At 69.1% G+C, this 22,993-nt stretch carries 25 protein-coding genes and 1 tRNA gene; 16 read left to right on the forward strand and 10 right to left on the reverse strand.

The window, feature by feature from the left end; all coding sequences use genetic code 11:
* Positions 1–115 precede the first annotated feature (115 nt).
* The 5 genes from QFZ21_RS18280 to QFZ21_RS18300 all read left to right on the forward strand — a co-directional run bounded on the left by QFZ21_RS18280 (position 116) and on the right by QFZ21_RS18300 (position 5,077).
* Positions 116–598 carry a CarD family transcriptional regulator gene (locus tag QFZ21_RS18280; protein WP_017201416.1) on the forward strand — a complete coding sequence of 161 codons (483 nt, stop codon included), beginning with the start codon at positions 116–118 and terminating at the stop codon, positions 596–598.
* A 73-nt stretch (positions 599–671) separates the two neighbouring features.
* Positions 672–1,904 carry a 2-C-methyl-D-erythritol 4-phosphate cytidylyltransferase gene (gene ispD / locus QFZ21_RS18285; RefSeq protein ID WP_307380406.1) on the forward strand — a complete coding sequence of 411 codons (1,233 nt, stop codon included), beginning with the start codon at positions 672–674 and terminating at the stop codon, positions 1,902–1,904.
* A 103-nt stretch (positions 1,905–2,007) separates the two neighbouring features.
* Entirely contained in the window at positions 2,008–3,417 is a 1,410-nt protein-coding gene (cysS, locus tag QFZ21_RS18290) for a cysteine--tRNA ligase (RefSeq protein ID WP_307380408.1), read from the forward strand.
* On the forward strand, positions 3,410–4,423 hold the full coding sequence (rlmB, locus tag QFZ21_RS18295; RefSeq protein WP_307380411.1) for a 23S rRNA (guanosine(2251)-2'-O)-methyltransferase RlmB: 1,014 nt from the start codon (positions 3,410–3,412) through the stop codon (positions 4,421–4,423). Before cysS ends, rlmB begins: the two co-directional genes overlap by 8 nt.
* 12 nt (positions 4,424–4,435) lie before the next feature.
* The gene (locus QFZ21_RS18300; RefSeq protein WP_307380414.1) at positions 4,436–5,077 is read left to right on the forward strand and encodes an NAD(P)-dependent oxidoreductase; all 642 of its coding nucleotides are present in this window, start codon (positions 4,436–4,438) and stop codon (positions 5,075–5,077) included.
* 48 nt (positions 5,078–5,125) lie between these two features.
* On the opposite strand, the gene QFZ21_RS18305 is transcribed toward QFZ21_RS18300, so the two are convergent.
* Together QFZ21_RS18305 and QFZ21_RS18310 are read right to left on the reverse strand one after the other, a co-directional pair.
* On the reverse strand, positions 5,126–6,439 hold the full coding sequence (locus QFZ21_RS18305; RefSeq protein WP_307380416.1) for a DUF4032 domain-containing protein: 1,314 nt from the start codon (positions 6,437–6,439) through the stop codon (positions 5,126–5,128).
* An 82-nt stretch (positions 6,440–6,521) separates the two neighbouring features.
* The gene (locus QFZ21_RS18310) at positions 6,522–7,628 is read right to left on the reverse strand and encodes an ABC transporter ATP-binding protein (protein ID WP_307380418.1); all 1,107 of its coding nucleotides are present in this window, start codon (positions 7,626–7,628) and stop codon (positions 6,522–6,524) included.
* A 232-nt stretch (positions 7,629–7,860) separates the two neighbouring features.
* Here QFZ21_RS18310 and QFZ21_RS18315 point away from each other — a divergent pair, with 232 nt between their 5' ends.
* The 5 genes from QFZ21_RS18315 (at position 7,861) to QFZ21_RS18335 (ending at position 10,848) form a co-directional block, all read left to right on the forward strand.
* Positions 7,861–8,814: a thioredoxin domain-containing protein gene (locus tag QFZ21_RS18315; RefSeq protein WP_307380420.1), complete on the forward strand. Its 954-nt coding sequence runs from the start codon at positions 7,861–7,863 to the stop codon at positions 8,812–8,814.
* 62 nt (positions 8,815–8,876) lie between these two features.
* On the forward strand, positions 8,877–9,149 hold the full coding sequence (locus QFZ21_RS18320; RefSeq protein WP_307380422.1) for a hypothetical protein: 273 nt from the start codon (positions 8,877–8,879) through the stop codon (positions 9,147–9,149).
* Positions 9,150–9,331: 182 nt separating this feature from the next.
* Positions 9,332–9,601, forward strand: a complete 270-nt coding sequence (locus tag QFZ21_RS18325; RefSeq protein ID WP_307380425.1) for a hypothetical protein — start codon at positions 9,332–9,334, stop codon at positions 9,599–9,601.
* Positions 9,602–9,723: 122 nt separating this feature from the next.
* Positions 9,724–9,796 (forward strand) — tRNA-Thr (locus QFZ21_RS18330).
* 98 nt (positions 9,797–9,894) lie between these two features.
* Positions 9,895–10,848, forward strand: a complete 954-nt coding sequence (locus QFZ21_RS18335) for an aldo/keto reductase (RefSeq protein ID WP_307380427.1) — start codon at positions 9,895–9,897, stop codon at positions 10,846–10,848.
* On the opposite strand, the gene QFZ21_RS18340 is transcribed toward QFZ21_RS18335, so the two are convergent.
* Positions 10,839–11,738 (reverse strand): LysR family transcriptional regulator, encoded by a 900-nt coding sequence (locus tag QFZ21_RS18340; RefSeq protein WP_307380430.1) that lies wholly within the window; start codon positions 11,736–11,738, stop codon positions 10,839–10,841. The two genes, QFZ21_RS18335 and QFZ21_RS18340, sit on opposite strands and share 10 nt — an antisense overlap.
* Positions 11,739–11,829: 91 nt before the next feature.
* Here QFZ21_RS18340 and QFZ21_RS18345 point away from each other — a divergent pair, with 91 nt between their 5' ends.
* Positions 11,830–12,849 carry a nitrilase family protein gene (locus QFZ21_RS18345; protein ID WP_307380433.1) on the forward strand — a complete coding sequence of 340 codons (1,020 nt, stop codon included), beginning with the start codon at positions 11,830–11,832 and terminating at the stop codon, positions 12,847–12,849.
* Here the strand turns inward: QFZ21_RS18345 and QFZ21_RS18350 are convergent.
* The 5 genes from QFZ21_RS18350 to QFZ21_RS18370 form a co-directional block, all read right to left on the reverse strand.
* On the reverse strand, positions 12,846–13,523 hold the full coding sequence (locus QFZ21_RS18350; RefSeq protein WP_307380434.1) for a response regulator transcription factor: 678 nt from the start codon (positions 13,521–13,523) through the stop codon (positions 12,846–12,848). The two genes, QFZ21_RS18345 and QFZ21_RS18350, sit on opposite strands and share 4 nt — an antisense overlap.
* Complete coding sequence (locus QFZ21_RS18355) at positions 13,520–14,791, reverse strand: sensor histidine kinase (RefSeq protein WP_307380437.1); 1,272 nt, start codon at positions 14,789–14,791, stop codon at positions 13,520–13,522. The genes QFZ21_RS18350 and QFZ21_RS18355 overlap by 4 nt, the downstream gene beginning before the upstream one ends.
* Positions 14,792–14,800: 9 nt before the next feature.
* Positions 14,801–15,607, reverse strand: coding sequence for an ABC transporter permease (locus QFZ21_RS18360; protein ID WP_307380440.1), 807 nt, complete (start codon positions 15,605–15,607; stop codon positions 14,801–14,803).
* The gene (locus QFZ21_RS18365) at positions 15,604–16,515 is read right to left on the reverse strand and encodes an ABC transporter ATP-binding protein (RefSeq protein WP_307380441.1); all 912 of its coding nucleotides are present in this window, start codon (positions 16,513–16,515) and stop codon (positions 15,604–15,606) included. The genes QFZ21_RS18360 and QFZ21_RS18365 overlap by 4 nt, the downstream gene beginning before the upstream one ends.
* A 132-nt stretch (positions 16,516–16,647) precedes the next feature.
* Positions 16,648–17,274, reverse strand: coding sequence for an SOS response-associated peptidase family protein (locus QFZ21_RS18370; protein WP_307380443.1), 627 nt, complete (start codon positions 17,272–17,274; stop codon positions 16,648–16,650).
* A 103-nt stretch (positions 17,275–17,377) separates the two neighbouring features.
* On the opposite strand from QFZ21_RS18370, the gene QFZ21_RS18375 reads away from it, so the two are divergent.
* Positions 17,378–18,292 carry a DMT family transporter gene (locus tag QFZ21_RS18375; RefSeq protein WP_307381351.1) on the forward strand — a complete coding sequence of 305 codons (915 nt, stop codon included), beginning with the start codon at positions 17,378–17,380 and terminating at the stop codon, positions 18,290–18,292.
* Positions 18,293–18,295: 3 nt separating this feature from the next.
* On the opposite strand, the gene QFZ21_RS18380 is transcribed toward QFZ21_RS18375, so the two are convergent.
* Both QFZ21_RS18380 and msrB read right to left on the reverse strand, forming a co-directional pair.
* The gene (locus QFZ21_RS18380; protein ID WP_307380445.1) at positions 18,296–18,868 is read right to left on the reverse strand and encodes a nitroreductase family protein; all 573 of its coding nucleotides are present in this window, start codon (positions 18,866–18,868) and stop codon (positions 18,296–18,298) included.
* On the reverse strand, positions 18,865–19,269 hold the full coding sequence (gene msrB, locus QFZ21_RS18385; RefSeq protein ID WP_307380446.1) for a peptide-methionine (R)-S-oxide reductase MsrB: 405 nt from the start codon (positions 19,267–19,269) through the stop codon (positions 18,865–18,867). The genes QFZ21_RS18380 and msrB overlap by 4 nt, the downstream gene beginning before the upstream one ends.
* 71 nt (positions 19,270–19,340) lie before the next feature.
* Here msrB and QFZ21_RS18390 point away from each other — a divergent pair, with 71 nt between their 5' ends.
* From QFZ21_RS18390 to groL, 4 genes are all read left to right on the forward strand, one after another.
* On the forward strand, positions 19,341–20,333 hold the full coding sequence (locus tag QFZ21_RS18390) for a DUF2332 domain-containing protein (protein ID WP_307380447.1): 993 nt from the start codon (positions 19,341–19,343) through the stop codon (positions 20,331–20,333).
* A gap of 9 nt (positions 20,334–20,342) precedes the next feature.
* Complete coding sequence (locus QFZ21_RS18395) at positions 20,343–20,600, forward strand: DUF3263 domain-containing protein (protein WP_307380449.1); 258 nt, start codon at positions 20,343–20,345, stop codon at positions 20,598–20,600.
* A 69-nt stretch (positions 20,601–20,669) separates the two neighbouring features.
* On the forward strand, positions 20,670–21,248 hold the full coding sequence (locus tag QFZ21_RS18400) for a LytR C-terminal domain-containing protein (protein ID WP_307380451.1): 579 nt from the start codon (positions 20,670–20,672) through the stop codon (positions 21,246–21,248).
* Between the two features lie 124 nt (positions 21,249–21,372).
* Entirely contained in the window at positions 21,373–22,992 is a 1,620-nt protein-coding gene (gene groL, locus QFZ21_RS18405) for a chaperonin GroEL (RefSeq protein ID WP_307380453.1), read from the forward strand.
* Position 22,993: the final 1 nt, after the last annotated feature.

Consider the following 22,993-nt stretch of genomic DNA (forward strand, 5'->3'; position numbering starts at 1 on the left):
GGGGTATCCGCAACCATTCTACGGGTATGCGGCCGCGGCCTCAGGGACGCCGAGGCGCGAACCTTAGCGCATATTCCCTGTGGTATCCTTGAGGTTGCCGAAAGGACACGTTTTTATGCTTTTTGAGGTTGGCGAAACAGTCGTCTATCCGCACCATGGCGCCGCGACCATCATCGAGGTCAAGGAACGCATCATCAAGGGTGAGGCGAAGAAATATCTGAAGCTCAACGTCACGCAGGGTGATCTCATCATCGAGGTCCCGGCGGAGAATGTCGACCTGGTCGGCGTTCGCGACGTCATCGGCAAGGAGGGTCTCGACCACGTGTTCGAGGTTCTGCGTGCGCCCTTCACCGAGGAGCCCACGAACTGGTCGCGCCGTTACAAGGCCAACCTGGAGAAGCTCGCCTCGGGCGATGTGATCAAGGTCAGCGAGGTCGTCCGCGACCTCTGGCGTCGTGATCAGGACCGCGGTCTCTCCGCGGGCGAGAAGCGGATGCTGGCGAAGGCTCGTCAGATCCTCATCTCCGAGCTCGCACTGGCCGAGAAGACCGACGAGGACAAGGCGGGCGCACTGCTCGACGAGGTCCTCGCTTCCTGAGTCGTCCACGAAGGGGCGGATGCAGCGCGCATCCGCCCCTTCGTCGTACCCGGTCGCGCGGTAGCGTGAGGCGGTGAGCATTCTTCCCGTTCCCGATACCGCGATCATCGTCGTCGCCGCAGGTTCCGGCACCCGTCTGGATGCCGGGGCGCCGAAGGCGCTGGTCGGCATCGACGCGCATTCGATCCTCCGCCACGCGCTCGACGGCGTGTTCGCCGCAGCGCCCGCACAGGTGGTCGTGGTCGCGCCCGCAGGGTACGAGGGCGACGCGTTGACGGAGCTCGAGGCCGCAGCCGGGGAACGACGGGATCTCGGACGCGTGGTCACCGGCGGTGCCAGCCGTCAGTTGTCGGTCGCCGCCGGGCTCGCCGCACTCTGGGGTGATGTGACGACCGTTCTCGTGCACGACGCGGCCCGCGCGCTGACGCCGGCGACCCAGATCGACGCGGTGGCCGCGGCGGTGACGGCAGATGCCGGGGTCATTCCGGCGCTGCCGGTCATCGACACCCTGAAGAGGGTCGACGCCGACGCGGTCGTCGGGATGGTCGATCGCGCCGAACTCGCCGCCGCGCAGACGCCGCAGGGATTCCCCCGCGCTCTTCTCGAAGCCGCATATGCGGGGGCACTCGAATCGGGCGTCGAGTACACCGACGATGCGGCGCTGTTCGCGGCGGCGGGGCATTCGGTCCGCCGCATCGACGGCGCTGCCCGTGCCTTCAAGATCACGACGCCCGCCGACCTCGATCGGGCGCGGCATCTGCTCGCGGAGGCCGTCGACGCGCCCTCGATGCCCGCTGTCCCGCGCCCTGCGCCTCCGCTGCTGCCGCGGGTCGGTCTCGGCACTGACGTGCACGCCTTCGGTGGGGAGGGCAGCCTGTGGCTCGCCGGCCTCGAGTGGCCGGGGGAGCCCGCGCTCTCGGGGCACTCGGACGGCGACGCGGTCGCCCACGCGATCGTCGATGCGCTGCTCGGCGCCGCAGGGCTCGGCGACATCGGCGAGCACTTCGGCACCTCGCATCCGGAATATGCGGGGGCGCATGCCGACGTCTTCCTCGCCCGCACGCGGGAACTGCTGACGGACGCCGGTTTTACGATCGGCAACGTCTCCGCGCAGTTCCAGGGGAATCGGCCGCGGTTCAGTGCGCGTCGCGCCGAGGCCGAGGCCGTGCTGTCGGGTGCGCTCGGCGGAGTCCCGGTGACGGTGACGGCGACGACGACGGACGGGCTCGGATTCTCCGGGCGGGGGGAGGGCATCTCGGTCACGGCGATCGCCCTCGTGATGCCCGACGAATCACGGAGACTGTGACGTTTCACGGAGCCTTTCCCCCGATCGGTCCGTGAATCGTCATATCGTCCGCGAATCGTCGTCCGGCGGCGGGCGTCCAGCCGCGCCCGAGTAGGCTTGAGCGGTGACAGTCCGCCTCTATGACACCCGCGCACAGCAGCTGCGCGACTTCGTGCCTCTCGACTCCGAGAACATCACGATGTACGTGTGCGGACCCACGGTGCAGTCGGGCCCGCACATCGGACACGTCCGGGCGGCGCTGAGCTTCGATCTGCTGCGCCGCTGGCTGGCGCATCGCTACGGCCGTGTCACCTTCGTGCGCAACGTCACCGACATCGACGACAAGGTCATCGCCAACGCGACGGATGCCGAGCCGTGGTGGGCTCTCGCCTACCGGATGGAGCAGGAGTTCACCGCGGCCTACCGCGCGGTCGGCATCCTGGCGCCGACCTACGAGCCGCGCGCCACGGCATCCGTTCCTCAGATGCAGGAGATCATCGCCACCCTCATCGACCGGGGCCACGCGTACCCGGCGCCGGACGGCTCGGGCGACGTCTACTTCGACGTGCGCTCCTGGCCGACCTACGGTGAGCTCACCAACCAGTCGGTGGATGCGATGGAGGCGGCGGAAGACGCGGATCCCCGAGGCAAGCGCAACCCGCAGGACTTCGCGCTCTGGAAAGGCGGCAAGCCCGACGAGCCCGAAGACGCGAAATGGGCATCGCCCTGGGGAGCCGGACGTCCGGGGTGGCACATCGAGTGCTCCGCGATGTCCAAGCGCTATCTCGGCGCGGAGTTCGACATCCACGGCGGCGGTCTCGACCTGCGCTTCCCGCACCACGAGAACGAACTCGCGCAGTCGACAGCGGCGGGCGACGGCTTCGCCCGCTACTGGGTGCACAACGGCCTCGTGACCGTCGACGGCCAGAAGATGTCGAAGTCCGTGGGCAACTTCACCCTCGCCGCCGAGGTCCTGGCCGAGCGTGATCCGCTGGTCGTCCGCTACGCACTCGCCGCGGCCCACTACCGCTCGAGCCTGGATCTCACCGAGTCGTCGTGGGCCGAGGCCGAGGCCGCGCTCGCGCGCATCCGCACTTTCCTCGACCGTGCCCAGCGACTCGTGAAGCCCGGGTGGGCGGAGTACAAAGAGGGCCTGCCGACCGAGTTCGTGGAGGCGATGAACGACGACCTCGCCGTGCCGCGCGCCCTCGCGGCCATCCACAACAGCATCCGCTCGGGCAACGCCCTGCTCGATGCAGGCAAGCACGACGAGGCGAAGCAGGACGTCATGGATGTCATGCAGATGACCCGCGTCCTCGGCCTCAACCCGCGCTCGTCCGAGTGGAACTCGACCGGGGCGGGCGCCGAGGCATCCGCTCTGGACGCACTTGTGCAGACGATGATCACCCAGCGCGCCCAGGCGCGCGCTGACAAGGACTGGGCGGCGGCGGATCGCATCCGCGACGCGATCGCCGCCGCAGGAATCACGCTGGAGGATACTCCGGCCGGAACTCATTGGAGTATCGATGGTTAAGCCACAGCGCCCCGGCGCGAGCAAGGGAAACAAGAAGGGCCCGACCAAGGGCACCGGAGGACTCGGACGGAAGGCCCTCGAAGGTCGCGGACCGACCCCGAAGGCGGAGGACCGCGCCTGGCACCCCGCCGGCAAGCGCAAGGCCGCGGCCGAGCGCTACGCGGCATCCGGTGGCAAGGGCAAGCCGAACCAGCGGCAGGCGGCCGGTGGAAACCCGAACCGTTCCGCTCGGGCGAAGGACAACACCTCGGAGGCCGAGACCGTCACCGGTCGCAACTCGGTGCTCGAGGCCCTTCGCGCCAAGATCCCGGCGACCGCATTCCACATCGCGCAGCGCGTGGAGATGGACGACCGCGTCAAGGAGATGCTGTCGATCGCGACGAACCGCGGCATCCCCGTCATGGAGGTCACCCGCCAGGAGCTCGACCGGATGGCCGGGTTCGACGGCGTGCATCAGGGCGTGGCCATCAAGGTGCCGCCGTACGAGTACGCGCACCCGCAGGACCTGCTGGAGCAGGCGATCGATCGCGGCCAGGTGCCGCTGTTCGTCGCCCTCGACGGCATCACCGATCCGCGCAACCTCGGGGCCGTCATCCGCTCGGCCGCCGCATTCGGAGCGCACGGCGTCATCCTGCCGCAGCGTCGCTCGGCCGGCGTCAACTCCGCTGTGTGGAAGACCAGCGCCGGAGCGGTCGCCCGCACGCCCGTCGCCCTCGCGACGAATCTCACGACGCAGCTCAAGGAGTTCAAGAAGCAGGGCGTCTTCATCCTCGGGCTGGCCGGCGACGGCGACGTCTCGCTGCCGGACCTGCAGCTCGCCGACCGCCCGGTCGTCATCGTCGCAGGCTCCGAGGGCAAGGGTCTCTCTCGCCTGGTCCGGGAGACCTGCGACCAGATCGTCTCGATCCCGATCTCGGCGTCGACCGAATCGCTGAACGCCGGGATCGCCACCTCGGTCGCGCTGTACCAGGTGGCCACGGTCCGCGCCAGCAAGAAGAAGGCCTAGGAAGGGAAGCGCATGACCCGCATCGTCGTCCTCGGAGGAACCGGCTACGCCGGCCGTCACATCGTCGCGGAGGCGGTGGCGCGCGGACACGCGGTCATCGCCGTCTCGCGCTCCGAACCGTCCGACCCGGTGGCGGGTGCCGCCTACCTGCAGAGATCGGCCCTCGACTCCGAGGCGATCGCGGCGACCTTCGACGGTGCGGATGCGGTCGTGTGGGCGGTCGCTGCGCGCGGTGACATGGAGGACAAGGCGCTCGGCGCGTTGGAGAACATCGCCGCCGCGCTCACCGGCACCGAGACCCGCCTCGGTGTGATCGGCGGCGCCGGGGGCAGCCTCGTCGCCCCGGGCGGGCCGCGCCTGTTCGACCAGGGTTTCCCCGAGGAGTACAAGGCCGAAGCGCAGGTCGGCATCGACTCGCTCGCACTGCTCGAGGGCACGGATGCCGGACTCGACTGGTTCTTCGTGCACCCGGCCGAGGAGTTCGGCCCCTGGGCCGAGGGGGAGCGTACCGGGCACTACCGCGACGGTGGCGACGTGATGGTGCGGGATGCCGACGGCAAGTCGTGGATCTCGGGCGCCGACCTCGCGGTCGCCATCGTCGACGAGATCGAGCAGGGCAACCACCGACGCGAGCGGTTCACCGTCGGCTACTGATCTCGGCTGCTGACGTCGGCTGCTGACGTCGGCTGCTGAGCCGGCCGCTCAGACCAGGTCGCGCCAGTCGATCGCCTCGTCGTCGTCGTCCTCATCGCCGAGCGACAGCGATCCGGTGATGACGGGCAGGCTCATCGTCTCGGTGGGCGGCCCCATGATGGTGGCCTCGTCGCGCCGGTGCCGCAGCACCTCGTTGATGTAGCTCGTGAGCACTTCGGCGAGAGGCACGGAGCGGCCCGACGCCTGTGACAGGTACCAACGGTGCTCGAGCACCTGGTGGAACACCTCGGCCGGTTCGAGCTTGGTGCGCAGCTCATACGGGATCGCGCGCACGACGGGCTCGAACACGCGGGTCAGCCACTCGTGCGCGTACATCTCCTCGTCGGACCACTGCTTCGTCGAGCGGGCACGGAACTCGTCGAGATCGTTGAGCAGGCGCCGCGCCTGGTTCTCCTCGACGTCGAGTCCGGTGAGGCGGATGAGACGACGCTGGTGATGCCCCGCGTCGACGACCTTGGGCTGGATCTCGACGACGGTTCCGTCACCCGCCGTCGACATGGACATCTCGTCGATGTCGAATCCGAGGGCGTTGAGCCGCTCGACGCGCTCCGTGATGCGCCAGGTCTCGGCCGCGGAGAAGGACTCCTGCGCGGTGAGCTCGGCCCACAGCGAGCGGTACGACGAGACGATGCCGTCGGCGATCGCCACGGCATCCACTCCGTGCTCGAGCCGGCCGCCGGCCGCGAGGTCCATGATCTCCCCGGCGATGTTCGTGCGGGCCAGGTCGAGGTCGTAGGCGCGCTGTCCGTCGGTGAGCCCCTCCTCGTGCAGCTCGCCGGTCTCGGCGTCGACGAGGTAGGCGGCGAAGGCGCCCGCATCGCGCCGGAAGAGCGTGTTCGACAGCGAGACGTCTCCCCAGTAGAAGCCCACGTTGTGCAGACGCACGAGCAGCAGCGCCAGGGCATCGACGAGGCGGGTGGCGGTGTCGGGTCGCAGCACCCGGGTGAACAGCGCGCGGTACGGCATCGAGAACCGCAGGTGGGAGGTGACCAGGGCGGCGGGGAGCGGTTCGCCCCCGGCATCCGTCCGTCCGGCGATCACCGCCACCCGGTCGACGCAGGGCACGTCGAGGCGAGCGAGGTTGCCGAGCATGTCGTACTCGCGCTGCGCCATCTCGGCCGTGGTCTCCTTGATCGCGATGACGCGACCGGACAGGTCCGCGAAGCGCACCAGGTGACGGGAGAGACCCTTCGGCAGCGACACGATGTGCTCGGACGGCCACCTGGCGAGCGTCGTGGACCACGGAAGCGCGAGCAGTCCCGGGTCGACCTTGCTCGCGGTGATGCGCAGTGAGTCCTTCATGGCGCTCCTGGGAGGGGGAGTCGGGGAAAAGCAGACGCGGCGCGGGCGACCCGAGGGTCGGCCCGCGCCGCGTCTGAGGGAATTACGAGGCCGAGATGACCGGCTTGTCGTTGAGGCGCTCGCCCGACTCGATGTCGAACGCGTGCACGTGACCGGCGGATGCCGCGAGCGTGACCGTCTCGCCGGCGTTCGGGTGGCTGCGACCGTCGACGCGGGCGACCAGGTCGGCGCGCTTGCCGTTGATCTCCGTGTGGCCGTAGAGGTAGCCGTCGGCGCCGAGCTCTTCGACGAGGTCGACCGTGACCGAGAGGCCCTTGCCGTCGGCCGGGCCGACGACGATGTCCTCGGGGCGCACGCCGACCGTGACCTGCGAGCCGTTCGCGCGGCCCACGGTGTCGCGGTCCAGCGGCACGACCTCGTCGCCGAAGCGGATGCCGCCCTCGGCGAGGTCCGCCGAGAAGAGGTTCATCGCGGGCGAGCCGATGAAGCCGGCGACGAACACGTTGTTCGGCTTCTCGTAGAGGTCGCGCGGGGTGCCGACCTGCTGGAGCAGACCGTCCTTGAGGACCGCGATGCGGTCACCCATGGTGAGTGCCTCGGTCTGGTCGTGCGTGACGTACACCGTGGTGACACCGAGACGACGCTGCAGCGAAGCGATCTGCGTACGCGTCTGCACGCGCAGCTTCGCGTCGAGGTTCGACAGCGGCTCGTCCATGAGGAACACCTGCGGCTGACGGACGATCGCGCGGCCCATCGCGACGCGCTGACGCTGACCACCCGAGAGGGCCTTCGGCTTGCGGGTCAGGTAGTCCTCGAGGTCGAGGAGCTTGGCGGCCTCGAGAACGCGGGTCGCACGCTCTTCCTTGTTGACGCCGGCGATCTTGAGCGCGAAGCCCATGTTCTCGGCGACCGTCATGTGCGGGTACAGCGCGTAGTTCTGGAACACCATCGCGATGTCGCGGTCCTTGGGCGGCACGTCGGTGACGTCGCGGTCACCGATGAGGATGCGGCCGGCGTTGACCTCTTCGAGGCCGGCGAGCATGCGGAGCGACGTGGACTTACCGCAACCGGAGGGGCCGACCAGGACGAGGAACTCGCCGTCTCCGACCTCGAGGTTGAGCTTGTCGACGGCCGGACGGGTGCCGCCGGGGTACAGGCGGGTTGCGTCGTCGAAAGTGACAGATGCCATTATTGTTTCTCCTCACCGGCAGGTACGTGCCGGACGATCCGTAGTGATGGAAGTGGCGGAATGAACCGCCATGACCCGTCTTTGGGTCGGGATCAGTATGACATGAACTGCGGCACCTGGGTATTTCTCAGCCTGGCTGGTTAACATCGAACCTGGCCGCGCATCGCGGCGATCATCGTTCCGAGCGATGGTCGGGGCCAACCCGGACCCCCTCAGACTCTCAAGAGGAACGATGTCGAGCGACGAAACGCCGAACGTCCCCCCGGCTCGCAATTCCCGCGAGGCCGTGCGGGAGAAGGCACAGCAGGTGCACGCCCAGCAGTCCAGGGCGCGCCTCATGCGACGGATCATCATCGGCGCAGTCGCCGTGGTCGCGGTCGGCGCGATCGGCACGGCGGTCACCCTCGCGGTCTCCGCCCAGGTGTCCAAGCCGCAGCTCACCCCGACCGGGATGGAAGCCGACGGCGTCGTCGTCAACGACATCGCTGCCGTCACGGCAGCCGAGGAGACCCCCGCCACGTCTGCTCCCGGCGCGGACGAGACGGGTGCGACAGCATCACCCAGCCCCGAGCCGACGGCACCGGAGCGCGTCGAGATCCACGTCTACGTGGACTACCTGTCGCCCGACGCGGGCGAGTTCGAGCGCGCGAATTCGCGTCAGCTGGCGAACTGGATCACCGAGGGCGCGGCGACCGTCAGCTACCACCCGGTCGCTCTTCTCACCGCCAGCTCCAACGGCACCAAGTACTCGCTCCGCGCGGCGGCCGCAGCGGCGTGCGTCGCGACCCACTCTCCCGACCAGTTCTACGCGTTCAACCACGATCTTCTCGAGAACCAGCCCGAGGTGGGCAGCGACGGTCTCTCGGATGCCCAGCTGGCCGACGCTGCTGCCGCGGTCGGGGTGGACAACGTCAAGGCCGTCAGGTCCTGCATCCGGGACGGCGACTTCGTGACCTGGGCGAAGGATGCGACGACTCGCGCTCTGGACGGGCCCCTCGCGGGATCCGACGACCTCGTGCTCTCCTCGGCGCCGATGATCGTCGCGAACGGCGAGGCCTACGTCGGTGCGCTCGACGACCCGGCGGAGTTCTCGAACTTCATGCTCACGATCGACAGCGACGCATCCCTGGAGTCGAACGAGACGCCGAACCCGACGCCCAGCCCGACGGCCACGCCCACACCCTGATTCGAGGCAGGGTCGATGCCGTCGCTGAGCACCGATGACCGGCCGACTCCTAGGGTGTGTATATGACTGAGCCCGATGCCAAGCCGACCCGATCGCTGATCCAGCAGCGAATCGATCTCGGACGTCGGCGTCTGGGTGCATTGATCATGATGATCGGATGGGGCGTGTTGGCCGTTCTCCGCGTCGTCTTCCTCGATGTCGCTGACGTGGTCGACTGGGTCATGCTCGTGGTCACGCTGGCACTCGCGTTGTACGGCGTGAAGCTGTGGTTCGATTACCGCCGTAAGCTTCGCGCGTTCGAGGACCGGCACGGGGCCGACGCAGGCCGACAATAGCGGCGCGCTCACCACTCCTCTCCGTCCTGCACCACCGCGGCTAGACTCTGCCGATGAGCGATGGTGACCCGAGCCCGGCGCCTCTTCCGTGGGAGAGCGAATCCTCGCTCCGGACTCGACGCGTGGTCGTGTGGACACTGCGAGACGAGCCGCGCGTCGACGAGGGTCGCTAGGCTCGGCGCATGAGCGAGCCCGGGCATCAGCCCGATCCAAGCCTGATCCGGCTGCGACGAGCGATCCGACGCAGCACGATTCTCTGGTCGGTGGTCGTCCTGGGACTGGTGGTTTTCGCGCTGGGGAACTGGATGACCCTCGCCTGGGACGGTGGTGGCAGCCCGTACACGTGGGCGATGGCGATCGGCGGCACTGTCATCGCGGCCGCCACCGCGGTGTTCGTAGCCGCGATCCGGTACATGACACGAGATCTCAGGCGTCAGGACGCGTGTCCCTGATCGATGACGATTCTGTAGACTCTGATCCAGCGTTTATTCAGTGTAAATGCGCGGGGTTTATGCGGGATCGGCTACCACCGGACTGCCGCCGACTCTGCAAGATCCGCGGAATACCGCGGCTCGCCGACTTGGCGCAATTGGTAGCGCACCGTACTTGTAATACGGGGGTTACGGGTTCGAGTCCCGTAGTCGGCTCTCTGCGGTGAGCCTGATGTCGTGGCGTGCGTGCGATGAGATCTGACACACGCCGTCATGAGGAAATACCTCGCCTCCGCTCACCGTTGTCCCGAAGCATGACCCGCATCGGAAACAGTGACCTCGACGTCCTCCCTCTCGCCCTCGGCGGCAATGTGTTCGGCTGGACGGCCGACCGCGACGCCTCGTTCGCCGTCCTCGACGCGTTCGTGGAGGGAGGCGGCGACTTCGTCGACACCGCCGACTCGTACAGTTCCTGGGTGCCCGGAAACTCGGGCGGCGAGAGCGAGACGATCATCGGGGAGTGGCTGGCCTCGCGGAAGCCGTCGGGTGTGGTCGTCGCCACCAAGGTGAGCCAGCATCCGGATTTCTCCGGACTCTCCGGAACGAATGTCCGCAAGGCCGCCGAGGCGTCGCTCGCCCGGCTCGGGGTCGACGCGATCGACCTCTACTACGCACACTTCGACGATGAGACCGTTCCTCTCGAGGAGACGGTCGCCGCGTTCGGACAGCTCGTGACCGACGGCCTGGTCCGCAACGTCGCCGTCTCGAACTACACCGCCGAGCGCATCCGCGAATGGTTCGACATCGCCCAGCGCATCGGCGCCGCGCTGCCGGTCGCCGTGCAGCCGCACTACAACCTCGTGCACCGCAACGTCGTCGAGGAGACGATCATCCCGGTCGCGCAGGAGTTCGGACTCGGGCTGGTGCCGTACTACTCCCTCGCCAGCGGATTCCTCACGGGCAAGTACCGGTCGACGGATGCCGCCGGCCAGGCGTCGCCGCGCGCCCAGGGCGCCGCGAAGTACGCCACCGAGGCGGGACTGCGCGTGATCGACGCCCTCGAAGAGGTCGGCGATGCACACGGTGCGTCGATCGCGACGACGGCACTCGCCTGGTTGCGCGCCCAGCCGACCGTGGTGGCTCCGATCGCCAGCGCGAGCACGGTGGAGCAGGTTCCTGATCTGCTGGCCGGCGCACGACTGGAACTCTCGGACGACGAGGTGCAGCTCCTGAACCGCGTCTCGGAGTGGGCGCCCGCTCAGGGCTGACCGGCTGCCTTCCTCGCCGAGCCGGACTCTCCCAGCTCGGCGAGGAAGGATCGCACGACCGGTGTCTCCGTAGCGGGATTCCAGACGGCGCCGACCGCCCATGCGGCATCGAGCCCGGAGAGCGGGACCAGGTGCACGCTGGGCGGCGCGATGTTCTCAGCACTCCGGGGAACGATCGCGGCGCCGATGCCGCCGGCGACCAGAGCGAGGACGGTCTGCAGGTCGTCGGCCTCCTGCACGATCGCCGGCGCCGCGCCGATCCCGCCGAGGAACCGCGAGATCTGGCCGGCGAGACCGGGTCCGCGGGCGGTGGACAACCGGATGAGCGACAGCGTGTCGAGCCAGGCCCCGACCATCGACTCGTCGCCAGGGGTCTCCCGGCCGTGGGGGAGCGCTACGGCGAGCCGGTCGGACAGCACCGTCACGCTGCGGAGGTCGCCGGCGACCGGCAGCCGTGTGAAGGCGACGTCGAGGCGCCCGGCGCGCACTCTCTCCAGCTGCGTCAGGGACGACATATCCTCCAGTCTCACGGAGACGGCGGGCGACTTCGCGCGGAAGCGGGCGACGGCGCGGGGTGCCACGGTGATGCTGGACAGACCGAAGCCGACCGAGAGATGTCCCTCCTCACCCGACGCGATCCGGTCGGCACGCTCGCGGAACCGTGCGGTGAGGTCGACGATCTCCTGCGCGTCATCGATGAGAGCCGCGCCGACGGCGGTCAGCTCCGATCCATGGCGACCGCGTCGGAAGAGCGGCGAACCCACGACGGCTTCCAGCTGCTGGATCTGTTTGGTCAGCGCCGGCTGCGTCACGTGTAGTGCGGCCGCGGCCTCACTGAACGTGAGTGATCGAGCGGTCTGCACGAACGCGCGGAGCAACCGGCTTTCCATTCCTCCAGCTTATGGCAGCCGCCCCTTTCTTTATTGGACGTTATGCTCCCGTGCCGCTTGACTGGGACGCATCCGAACCAGAGGAGATCCGATGACCGCTGAGAAACCCGCCCTTCGCGTATCGGTGGTCCAGTTCGAGGCCGTGCCGTCCGACACGGAGGCGAATCTGGCGATCGTGCGGCGGCTGGCAGGGAACGCGGCCGACGAGGGTGCGGAGCTGGTCGCCTTCCCCGAGATGTGCCTGCTCGGGTACTGGCATCTCACGAAGATGACGACCGATCGGCTCCGAAGCCTCGCGGAGCCGGCCGACGGTCCTGTCGTCCGCGCGCTGCAGCAGATCGCCGCCGAGCTGCGGGTCGGGGTCGGCGCCGGCTTCCTCGAGGCGGACGGCGACGCGCTGTACAACTCCTACGCCGTCTGCCTTCCCGACGGCGCCGTGCACATCCACCGCAAGCTGCACGCTTTCGAGCATGTCGCCGTCTCCAGTGGCGACCGGTTCACCGTCTTCGACACTCCGTGGGGCGTGCGCATGGCGATCCTCATCTGCTGGGACAACAACCTCGTGGAGAACGTGCGGGCCGTGACGCTGCTCGGCGCGACCGTGCTGATCGCCCCGCACCAGACCGGCGGCACCAGCTCACGCAGTCCGCACGGGATGAAGGTCATCCCCGCGCACCTGTGGCACGAGCGTCGGACGGATCCGGAGGCGCTGCAGGCCGCGGTGAACGGGCCGTCGGGTCGCGGCTGGCTGATGCGCTGGCTGCCGTCCCGCGCGCACGACAACGGCATCTTCGTGCTCTTCAGCAATGGCATCGGCGTCGACGACGACGAGATCCGCACCGGCAACGCCATGATCATCGACCCGTATGGCCGGATCGTCGCAGAGACGCCGGTGGCCGATGAGGCGGTGGTCACCGCGGACCTCGACCTCGGCCTTCTCCCGCTCTCGACGGGGCGTCGTTGGCTGCTCGGGCGTCGCCCGGAGCTGTACGGAGTTCTGACGCGGCCGTCCGGGCTGGAGCGGGATGCGCGAACCGCGCGGCACTCCGACGAACCGGTTCCGGACGGCTTCCGGGTCGAGGCGGACGACACTGACGACCGCGAGGGCTAGTCGTCTCCGACGAGTCCGAGCCGGTGCGCGAGGATCACCGCATGGATGCGGTCGCGCGCCTCGAGCTTCGCCAGCACGCGGCCCACGTGCGTCTTGACGGTGGATTCGCCGACGTAGAGCGTCTGCGCGATCTCGGCATTGGTCAGCCCGCGGCCGATCGCGAGGAACACGTCGCGCTCTCGGTCGGTGAGCTCCGCGAGCCGGGCGCTGTCGGCGGCGTCCGCGACGGGCCGGGCGGCACCGAGCTGCGGGGTCACGTGCTCGAGGAGCGTCCGCGTGATCCGGGGGGAGAGCACGGCATCGCCGCGGTGCACGGCGCGCACGGCGGCGATCATCTCGTGGCGCTGCGCATCCTTCAGCAGAAAGCCGCTCGCCCCCGCGCGGATCGCGCCGAAGGCGTACTCGTCGAGATCGAAGGTCGTCAGCACCAGCACCTTCGTGGCCGGATGCTCGCGCACGATCGCCTCGGTCGCCGCGATGCCGTCCAGTCCCGGCATCCGGATGTCCATCAGCACGAGGTCGGGGGCCAGGGCGGCGGTCTGCGCGATCGCGTGCCGACCGTCGACCGCCTCGCCGACGACGGCGATGTCGGGCTCCGCCTCGAGCACCATCCGGAAGCCCACCCGGATGAGCTCCTGATCGTCCACCAGCAGCACTCGGATCGAATCGGTCATGCGGGGTCCTCCGTCGTCGGGTTCTGGGCAACCGGGCCGGTCCCTCCGGTGGGCAGCACAGCGTGCAGCTTCCAGCGACCGCCGTCGGCGGGGGCGGAGTCGACGCGACCGTTGACGTGCGCGGCGCGCTCGGCGAGGCCGCGCACGCCGAATCCGTCGGAGCCGATCGGCCCGGTCACGCCGTCGTTCATGATCTCGATGGTCACGGTCTCCGGTGTGTAGCCGAGCCGCACCGAGATCGTCGTGGCGCGTGGCGCGTGGCGCATCGCGTTGGTCAGGCCTTCCTGCACGATGCGGCCGATCGCGTGCGCCACGGCGGGGGACACCTCGGCGCTTCCCGCCACCGAGAGCGTCACCGGATACCCGGCGCGCTGAGCTGCCGCCACGGTGTCGCGGGGCGGGGTCGGCTCCATCGGCGCCAACGGCAGGGGTGAGTCGTCGGCGCGCAGCACCCCGAGCATCGCGCGCATCTCGGTGAGCGCGCCGCGGGCCGTCTCGGCGGCCGTGGCAGAGGCCTTGCGCGCCTGGGCGTGATCGGGGGTCGCGACCGCACCCTCTGAGAGCGCAACGATGACGGTGAGGGAATGAGACACGATGTCGTGCATCTCGCGAGCGATACGAGCGCGTTCGTTCGCCGCCGCGAGCTGCGCCTGCTGGTCCCTCTCGACCAGGAGCTGACGGGAACGATCGATGATGGCGGAGACATAGCGCTTGCGTCCGCCGACGTTCACCCCGACGAGGGTGCCGATGAGTCCGAGAACGACGCCGTTGAGCAGCGAGTTGACCGCGTTCTGCAGCGGGACGACACCGAACCAGGCCAGGGGGAACACGACCAGGGCGATGGCGATCACGCTGGCCCCGTAGCCGATCCAGGCCGCGCGGGTCGAGGCGTAGACCGCGAGCGCGTAGCAGGCGGCGAGAACGAGGGGACTTCCGCCCGGGCGCATCGTGAACAGGAACGCGAGCTCGAGCACGACGGCGGCGACGAACGGCACCAGCGGCGCCCGCCGGCGTACGAGCAGCGTGGCGCAGCCCAGGATGACGAGGACCTGCACGAGAACGTCGAAGGCGGAGGCGTCGCGTTCGGCGATGCCGGAATCCGAGATGCCCACCGTCCCGATGGAGAGCAGCAGGCAGACCGCCGTGATCAGGATGTCGGCGACGACCGGGTGCCGTGCCCAGAAGCGCCGGAACACCCCCGGAGGACGCGGAAGCCGCAGCTCCTCGTCCTCACGGATCGAGGTGCTGCGGCTTCGCGTTCTGCTCACAGGCCGACTTTACGCGTCGCGCGTGCGGAGCACTGCCCAGGCGGACAGCAGTCCGGCGGCGACCCAGCACCCGAGGGTGAGGTAGGCCACCGGGCCCTCCAGCCCGGAGCCGGGGAGGATGATGCTCTGCGAGGCGAACGACGGCAGGTACTGGGCCGCCTCCATGACCCAGCGTCCGCCCTCTCCGGCGATGGCGAACATGCTGGCCACGATCGGGAGCACGAACAGCAGACCGACGGTCGCGGCGATGGCACCGGCGCCGGAGCGCAGCAGGAAGCCGAAGGACACACCGATCAGGGTGAAGAGCGCCATCGAGAGCGACGCCGTGAGGATCGGCAGGGAGGACGCCGCGGGGTCCGACCAGTCGATGCTCTGGTCGCGCGACGACACGATCAACGTGACGGCGAGCGTCGCGATCGCGAAGATCACCAGCGACGAGATGAACATCACCGAGGCCATCATCACGGACTTCGCCGCGAGGACGGAGCCACGGACGGGATTCGCGGTGAGCGTCGAGCGGATCATGCCGGTGGAGTATTCGCCGGTGACCGAGATCGCGCCGAGGATGCCGGCGAGCAGCATGGTGAACTGGATCGGAGACACGACCGCCGCGATCGGAGCGAAACTCGGATCGGTCACGTTCTGCGCGATCAGGACGGCGATGGCCACGGTGAGCAGGCCGGTGATGCCGATGGACCACCAGGTGGAGCGCAGGGTGGCGAGCTTGATCCATTCGCCGTGCAGCGCATGGATGAAGGACAGTCGGTGGTGCGTGTCCACTCGGTGCGGAGTGACAGCGGATGCCACGGCGGTCATGAGATCTCCTTGGTGCGGTACTCGACCGAATCGCCGGTGAGGGCGAGGTAGGCGTCTTCGAGCGATCCGGTGGTCGGGGTCAGTTCGTGCAGCGGGATGCCGCGCTCGGCGGCGAGGTCGCCGATCCGGGCTGCAGGGAGTCCCGCGATGTCGAGGAGGTCGGGAGCCGAGCTCACGATCTCGACGTCGGGGCCGCCGACGGCCGCGGCGAGATCGGCCGCGCGCGGGGTGCGCACGCGCACCGTGTTCGTCGTCCAGGCTCGGACGAGCTCGGCCAGCGGAGCATCCGCCAGCACCTTGCCGCGGCCCATCACGATCACGTGGTCGGCGGTCTGCGCCATCTCGCTCATCAGGTGACTCGAGAGGAGCACGGTGCGCCCCTCGGATGCCGCGAATCGCACGAACTGGCGGACCCAGCGGACGCCCTCGGGGTCGAGGCCGTTGACCGGCTCGTCGAGGATGAGTGTGTGCGGGTCGCCGAGCAGTGCTGAGGCGATGCCCAGGCGCTGACCCATGCCGAGCGAGAACCCGCCTGCCCGCTTGCGGGCGACAGAGCCGATACCGGCGAGGTCGATGACCTCGTCGACGCGCGACGCGGGGATGCCGTGCGTGGCGGCCATCGCCCGGAGGTGGTTGCGCGCGGTCCGGCCGGTGTGCACGGCCTTCGCGTCGAGCAGCACGCCGACCTCGGTGAGCGGTGCCCGCAGCTTGCCGTACTCGTGGCCGGCGACGACGGCACGCCCGGACGTGGGCCGGTCGAGGCCGACGATCATGCGCATGGTCGTCGACTTGCCCGCGCCGTTGGGGCCGAGGAAGCCGGTGACGCTCCCCGGCTGGACGGTGAACGACACGTCATCGACGGCCGTCTTGTCTCCGAATCTTTTCGTGAGGCCTTCTGCTGTGATCATGTCGTCCACGCTACGGACCGTGCTGCGGGGGCCGCGTCCTCCCCAGGTACAGTTCTGGCGACCGCGGGTCCACCCGGTGGTGGATGTCGGTGGTGGATGCCGGTGGTGGACGCCGATGGTGGATGTCGGTGGTCAGGCGCGCGGCCGCGCCTGCACTCGTGCTGCCATCTCGTCGGATGCGACGATCGCCTCGTCGATGATCTCTCTGGTCGGCGGAGCCGTGAGCCAGTCGTGGCTGAGGGATGCGGGGACGAGCAGCGGCATGCGGTCGTGCAGGTCGACGAGGTGCGCCGGAGCCGGACGCATGACGATGGAGTAGCACGTGAACCAGGTGCCGTCGGTGGTGCGACCGCGCTGGGTCACGGCCGCCATGCCGAACAGGGCGCCGTCGTCGACGAGGAACTCGTGCCACTGCCGCGAGGGCTTCTGCATCTCGTACCAGCTGGTCGCGGGAACGATCGCGCGGGCCTTGGCGCCACCGGGGCGGTCCTGCAGGCGCTCCGAGCGGGTGTTGATCGAGGGGAACTTCGCCGGCTCGCCGTTCACGAGGAACCCCCACCAGGCCGGCTCGAGAGTCGGAGCGGTCTCGGGCTGGACGACGATCGGATTGAGGTTGCGAAGGTTCTTGCCGGTCGGACGCACGGTCTCGCCGGCGTTCTCCTCGGCCCACGTGCGCAGGCCGTCGAGCACGGCGTCGTCGGCAGCTTCGAGGAGTTCCGCGTCGGTGAACCGGGGATCGAGGCCATAACTCGCGCACATGCGGCCAGCGTAGACCCGGCCGCGGACATCCGCTCCGGCTCGGCCGGATCCGCCGCTCGGGTAGGGTCGATGAGTGACCGACACCCGCCGAATCCCCGCCCCGGTGGCGCTCGGCGGAGCGGTCGCGATCGGCGCGATGACGGCGATCCAGGCGCGCGTCAACGGAGTCCTGGGCGTCGCGGTCGACGACGGCATCGTCGCCGGACTGATCTCGTTCGCGATCGGCCTTCTCGCGCTCATCATCGTGATCCCCTGCCTCCCGTTCGCGCGTCGAGGTGTCTCGCGTCTGTGGGGCGGCATCCGGCAGCGACGCATCCCGGTCTGGATGCTGCTCGGCGGCGCCTGCGGCGCCCTCACCGTGTCGACGCAGGGCGTCACGGCCGGTGTGCTCGGCGTCTCGCTGTTCACGGTCGGAGTGGTGGCCGGACAGACCCTGCACGGACTGGTCCTCGACCGGATCGGGTTCGGGCCCGCCGGCGTGGTCGCGGTCACGCCGGGCCGTGTCGCCGGGGGAGCACTGGCGCTCGCCGCCGTCGTCATCTCGCTCTCCGGCGACGTTCTCGCGGCCGCTCCGCTGTGGATGCTGCTGCTGCCGTTCGCCGCGGGAGTCGGCATCGCGTGGCAGGCGGCGACCAACGGACGTCTCGCTCAGCGGGTGCAGTCGCCGATCGCCGCGACTCTGATGAGCTTCGTCGCCGGCACCGTCGTGCTGCTGCTGGCCGCCGGGGTGAGCGTGGCCGTCCGCGGTATGCCGGAAGCCCCGCCCGCCGAGCCGTGGCTGTACCTCGGCGGGTTCCTGGGCGCCGCCTACATCCTGCTCGGCGCGTTCATCGTCGCGCACACGGGAGTGCTCCTGATGGGGCTGGGGTCGGTGCTGGGGCAGCTGGCGGCATCCGTCGTCATCGACCTGTTCTGGCCCACGGCGGTCGGCCCGGCGCCGTGGCAGACCATCGCGATGGTGATCGTCGCCGTGGCGTCGGTCGTGGTCGCCGTCCCGCGCACCCGCCGCCGCCGCTGACGGCTATTCGGCCTTCTCGGCCTTCTTGCTCTTCTTCGTCTTCTTGGGCAGCCGGGTGATGAGCTTGCGGGCATCGACCGCCTTGCGTCGGCCCGGCCTGCGCCCCACCGGCTTGCCGCCGACGTAGAGCCACCCGAGGAGCTCCTCGTCCTTGCCGAGGCCGTGGACCTTGGCGACGGCTTTCGAACGCGTGTAGTGACCGGTGCGCCAGAGCACGCCCCAGCCGGCCTCGTCGAGCAGCAGGCTCAGCATGTGGGCGACGCCCGAGGCGACCGCCTCCTGCTCCCAGCGCGGCACCTTGTCGCTCTTGCGGTAGCTGGCGACCACCGCGATCAGCAGCGGCGCGCGCAACGGCTTCGAGGAGGGGCTCTTGTCGCCCTCCGCCTTCGCGATCGCCGCTCCGAGCGCCTCGCGGTCGGCTCCACGCAGCTCGATCAGACGCCACGGGCGAAGAGAAGAGTGGTCGGCGACCCGACCGGCCGCGGTCACGTACGTGAGCAGCTCCTCCCGAGTCGGTGCCGTGTCGTCGACCTTCGACCAGGACTGGCGAGCGCGGACGGCCTCGAGGGCGCTCACGACTCGTCGGGCGTGAAGTTCATGGCGATCGAGTTCATGCAGTAGCGATCGCCGGTCGGGGTGCCGAACCCGTCCGGGAAGACGTGTCCGAGGTGCGAGCCGCAGTTCGCACAGCGGACCTCGGTGCGCTCCATGCCGAGGCTCGTGTCCTCGATCAGCTGCACCGCATCGGGACGGATCGACTCGTAGAAGCTCGGCCACCCGCACCCGGAGTCGAACTTGGTGCCGCTCTTGAACAGCTCGGCATCGCATGCCCCGCAGGTATAGAGGCCCGACCTCGCCTCGTCGAGCAGCTCGCCCGTCCAGGCGCGCTCGGTCGCGGCCTGACGCAGCACGGCGTACTGCTCGTCGCCGAGTTCGCGGCGCCACTCGTCTTCGGTCTTGTCCACGCTGTACGACATGTGTCCTCCTGAGTCCCCTCCATTCTCCATGCTCGAGCAGGGCGTCGGGTGCTCCGCGTCACAATGGACGGATGACGGATGCTGTTCAGCAGCGCTTCGCGCGATTCGCCCGGGACGAGGCGCCGGGCCGGAGCGCCCTGTATGCGGAGTGGGCCGGGGGCATCGCCACCGACCCCGAGGTGCAGGAGCTCCTCGCCCGCATTCCCGAGAACCGACGGCAGCCCCCGCTGGTCTTCGCGGTCGCCCGTCTGCTCGGCGCGGTGCTCGGCCCCTACGCCGGCCTTCGCGATTTCCTCCTCACGCACGCCGACGAAGTCGTCGCGGAGTGTGCGGCACGGCAGCTGCAGACGAACGAACCGCTGCGGCTCGCGGCGCTGCTCCCGGTCCTGTCCGAGATCGACGGCCCGATCGCCCTGCTCGAGGTCGGTGCCTCCGCCGGGCTGTGCCTGTACCCGGATCGGTACTCGTACCGCTTCCGCGGGGCCGATGGCACACTGCGCGCGGCGCTGGATCCCGTCGACGGGACCTCCACCGTCATCCTGGAGAGTCGCGTCTCCGGGGAGCTCCCTGCGCTGCGGATGCCCGACGTCGTCTGGCGTGCGGGCATCGATCTCGCACCCCTCGACGCATCCGACGAGCATGACCGGCGTTGGCTGCGCGGGCTGGTGTGGCCGGGGGAGACCGGGCGGGAGGCCCGGATCGAGGCGGCGCTCGACATCGCCGCATCCTCTCCGCCGCGAATGGTGGCAGAAGACGCGCTGGCGGGCATCGACGCGCTCGCCGCGGAGGCGCCGGACGGCTCGACCCTGGTCATCACGACGCCGGGTGTGCTCGTGCACCTCCCGCGGGCCGACCGGAACGCCCTGATCGAGCGCATCTCCCGGCTCCCCGCCCGGTGGATCACGATCGATCCGCCGGGACTGCTCGATGTGTGGGAGCACCCGGTCGACGTCGCTCAGTGGGAGGGCTTCGTCGTGGCCCTCGACGGGCGCGTGCGCGCCGCTGCGGATCCGCTCGGTCGATGGTGGGAGTGGCGCGCGGGTCAATCGGCCGACGAGTCCTAACCTGGAGCCATGCTCGGAGACCTCACGGAGCGCGATCGCGCGATGCTTGCCCTCGAATCGTCGTGGCCGCGTCATGGCGGAGCGAAGGAAGAGGTCATCCGTGCCCAGCTCGGCATGAGCGCGACTCGCTACTACCAGCTGCTCGGCCGGCTGATCGAATCGGACGTCGCCCTCGAGTACGATCCCATGCTGGTCCGCAGGCTCCGCCGCATCCGCGATTCCCGGGCGGCCAGCCGTACGGCACGCACCCCTCGATTCGTGGGCTGATCGCCGCCTCCGACGAGCAGGTCCGTGCCGAGGCGCGGACTGCCAGGTGCGTGCCGCTAGCATCGAGGGGTGTCTCAGCCAAACCGTGATCGCTTCGATGACGTCCCCCGCTCATCCGGACGCGTCGGGGCGCACCGTGCCGAAGCCCCGGGCATGAACGGATGGATCGTGCTGCTGTGGTCGTTCGTGGCGGCTCTGGTCCTCATCATCGCCGGCATCTTCGGCGCACTCGTGGTCATGGATCGCATCTCGCTGTTCCCGGAGGCGCAGCCCTCCGCGACGCCCACGCCGGAAGAGACCGGGGTCGTCGACACCGCCGTCTCGGTGATGATCCTGAACGGGACGCCTGACGAGGGTCTCGACGAGCGGATGCGGGACACGCTCATCAACAACGGCTGGACGGCCGACAAGGTGTTCGCGACCCCCAGCGACACCCAGGACTTCGCCGCGACGACGGTGTACTACGTCGCGGACGAGGATGAACTCGCGGCCATCGGCCTCGCGCGCGTTCTCGGCGGGGCCGCCGTGCAGCAGAGCGACTTCTACGTGTCGTTGAACGACACCGGCGCAACGCAGCTCACCGTGGTGATCGGCCTCGATCGATCCACCTCCGCACCGGAGACCCCGGACGAGACTCCCGCCTCCTGACGTCGCCGTGATGGCCGCGTGGCGCGGCTTGCACTCGAAGGTGTCGAGTGCCAGAATGGCGTTAGCACTCGCACACTCTGAGTGCTAAACCCAACGTCTACGTCCAGGAGGGACGAAAAAACTCATGGCAAAGATCATTGCTTTCGATGAGGAGGCCCGCCGCGGCCTCGAGCGCGGCCTCAACATCCTCGCCGACGCGGTCAAGGTGACCCTCGGCCCGCGCGGCCGCAACGTCGTCCTCGAGAAGAAGTGGGGCGCCCCCACGATCACGAACGACGGTGTCTCCATCGCCAAGGAGATCGAGCTCGACGACCCGTACGAGAAGATCGGTGCGGAGCTCGTCAAGGAGGTCGCCAAGAAGACCGACGACGTCGCGGGTGACGGCACCACCACCGCCACCGTCCTCGCCCAGGCTCTGGTCCGCGAGGGCCTGCGCAACGTGGCCGCCGGCGCCGACCCGATCTCGCTCAAGCGCGGCATCGAGAAGGCCGTCGCCGCGATCACCGAGGAGCTCCTCGCCAGCGCGAAGGAGATCGACTCCAAGGAGCAGATCGCCGCGACCGCTTCCATCTCCGCCGCAGACCCCGCCATCGGCGAGCTGATCGCCGAGGCGATCGACAAGGTCGGCAAGGAAGGCGTCGTCACCGTCGAGGAGTCGCAGACCTTCGGCACCGAGCTCGAGCTCACCGAGGGCATGCGCTTCGACAAGGGCTACCTGAACCCGTACTTCGTCACGGACCCCGACCGCCAGGAGGCGGTGTTCGAGGACGCGTACATCCTCATCGCGAACCAGAAGATCTCCAACATCAAGGACCTTCTGCCGATCGTCGACAAGGTGATCCAGGACGGCAAGGAGCTCGTCATCATCGCCGAGGACGTCGAGGGCGAAGCCCTTGCGACCCTGGTGCTGAACAAGCTCAAGGGCATCTTCAAGTCGGTCGCCGTGAAGGCTCCCGGCTTCGGTGACCGTCGCAAGGCGCAGCTGCAGGACATCGCCATCCTCACCGGTGGTCAGGTCATCACCGAAGAGGTCGGTCTCAAGCTCGAGAACGCCACGCTCGACCTGCTGGGTCGCGCGCGCAAGGTCATCGTCACGAAGGACGAGACCACGATCGTCGAGGGTGCCGGTGAGGCAGACCAGATCGAGGGTCGCGTCACGCAGATCCGCCGCGAGATCGAGAACACCGACAGCGACTACGACCGCGAGAAGCTCCAGGAGCGTCTCGCCAAGCTCGCCGGCGGCGTCGCCGTCATCAAGGCGGGTGCGGCGACCGAGGTCGAGCTCAAGGAGCGCAAGCACCGCATCGAAGACGCCGTGCGCAACGCGAAGGCTGCCGTCGAAGAGGGCATCGTCCCCGGTGGTGGCGTCGCGCTCATCCAGTCGGGCACGAAGGCTCTCGACGCTCTCTCGCTCACGGGCGACGAGGCGACCGGCGCGAACATCGTCCGCGTCGCGATCGAGGCTCCGCTGAAGCAGATCGCGCTGAACGCCGGTCTCGAGCCGGGCGTCGTGGCGAACAAGGTCTCCGAGCTCCCCGCGGGCCAGGGCCTGAACGCAGCGACCGGTGAGTACGTCGACATGTTCGCCGCCGGCATCATCGACCCGGCGAAGGTGACCCGCTCGGCGCTGCAGAACGCTGCGTCGATCGCGGCGCTGTTCCTCACCACCGAGGTCGTCGTCGCCGACAAGCCCGAGAAGGCTTCGGCGCCGATGGGTGACCCGTCGGGCGGCATGGACTTCTGAC

The organism is Microbacterium sp. W4I20 (genome assembly GCF_030816505.1).
In the GTDB taxonomy this organism is placed as follows: Bacteria; Actinomycetota; Actinomycetes; order Actinomycetales; family Microbacteriaceae; genus Microbacterium.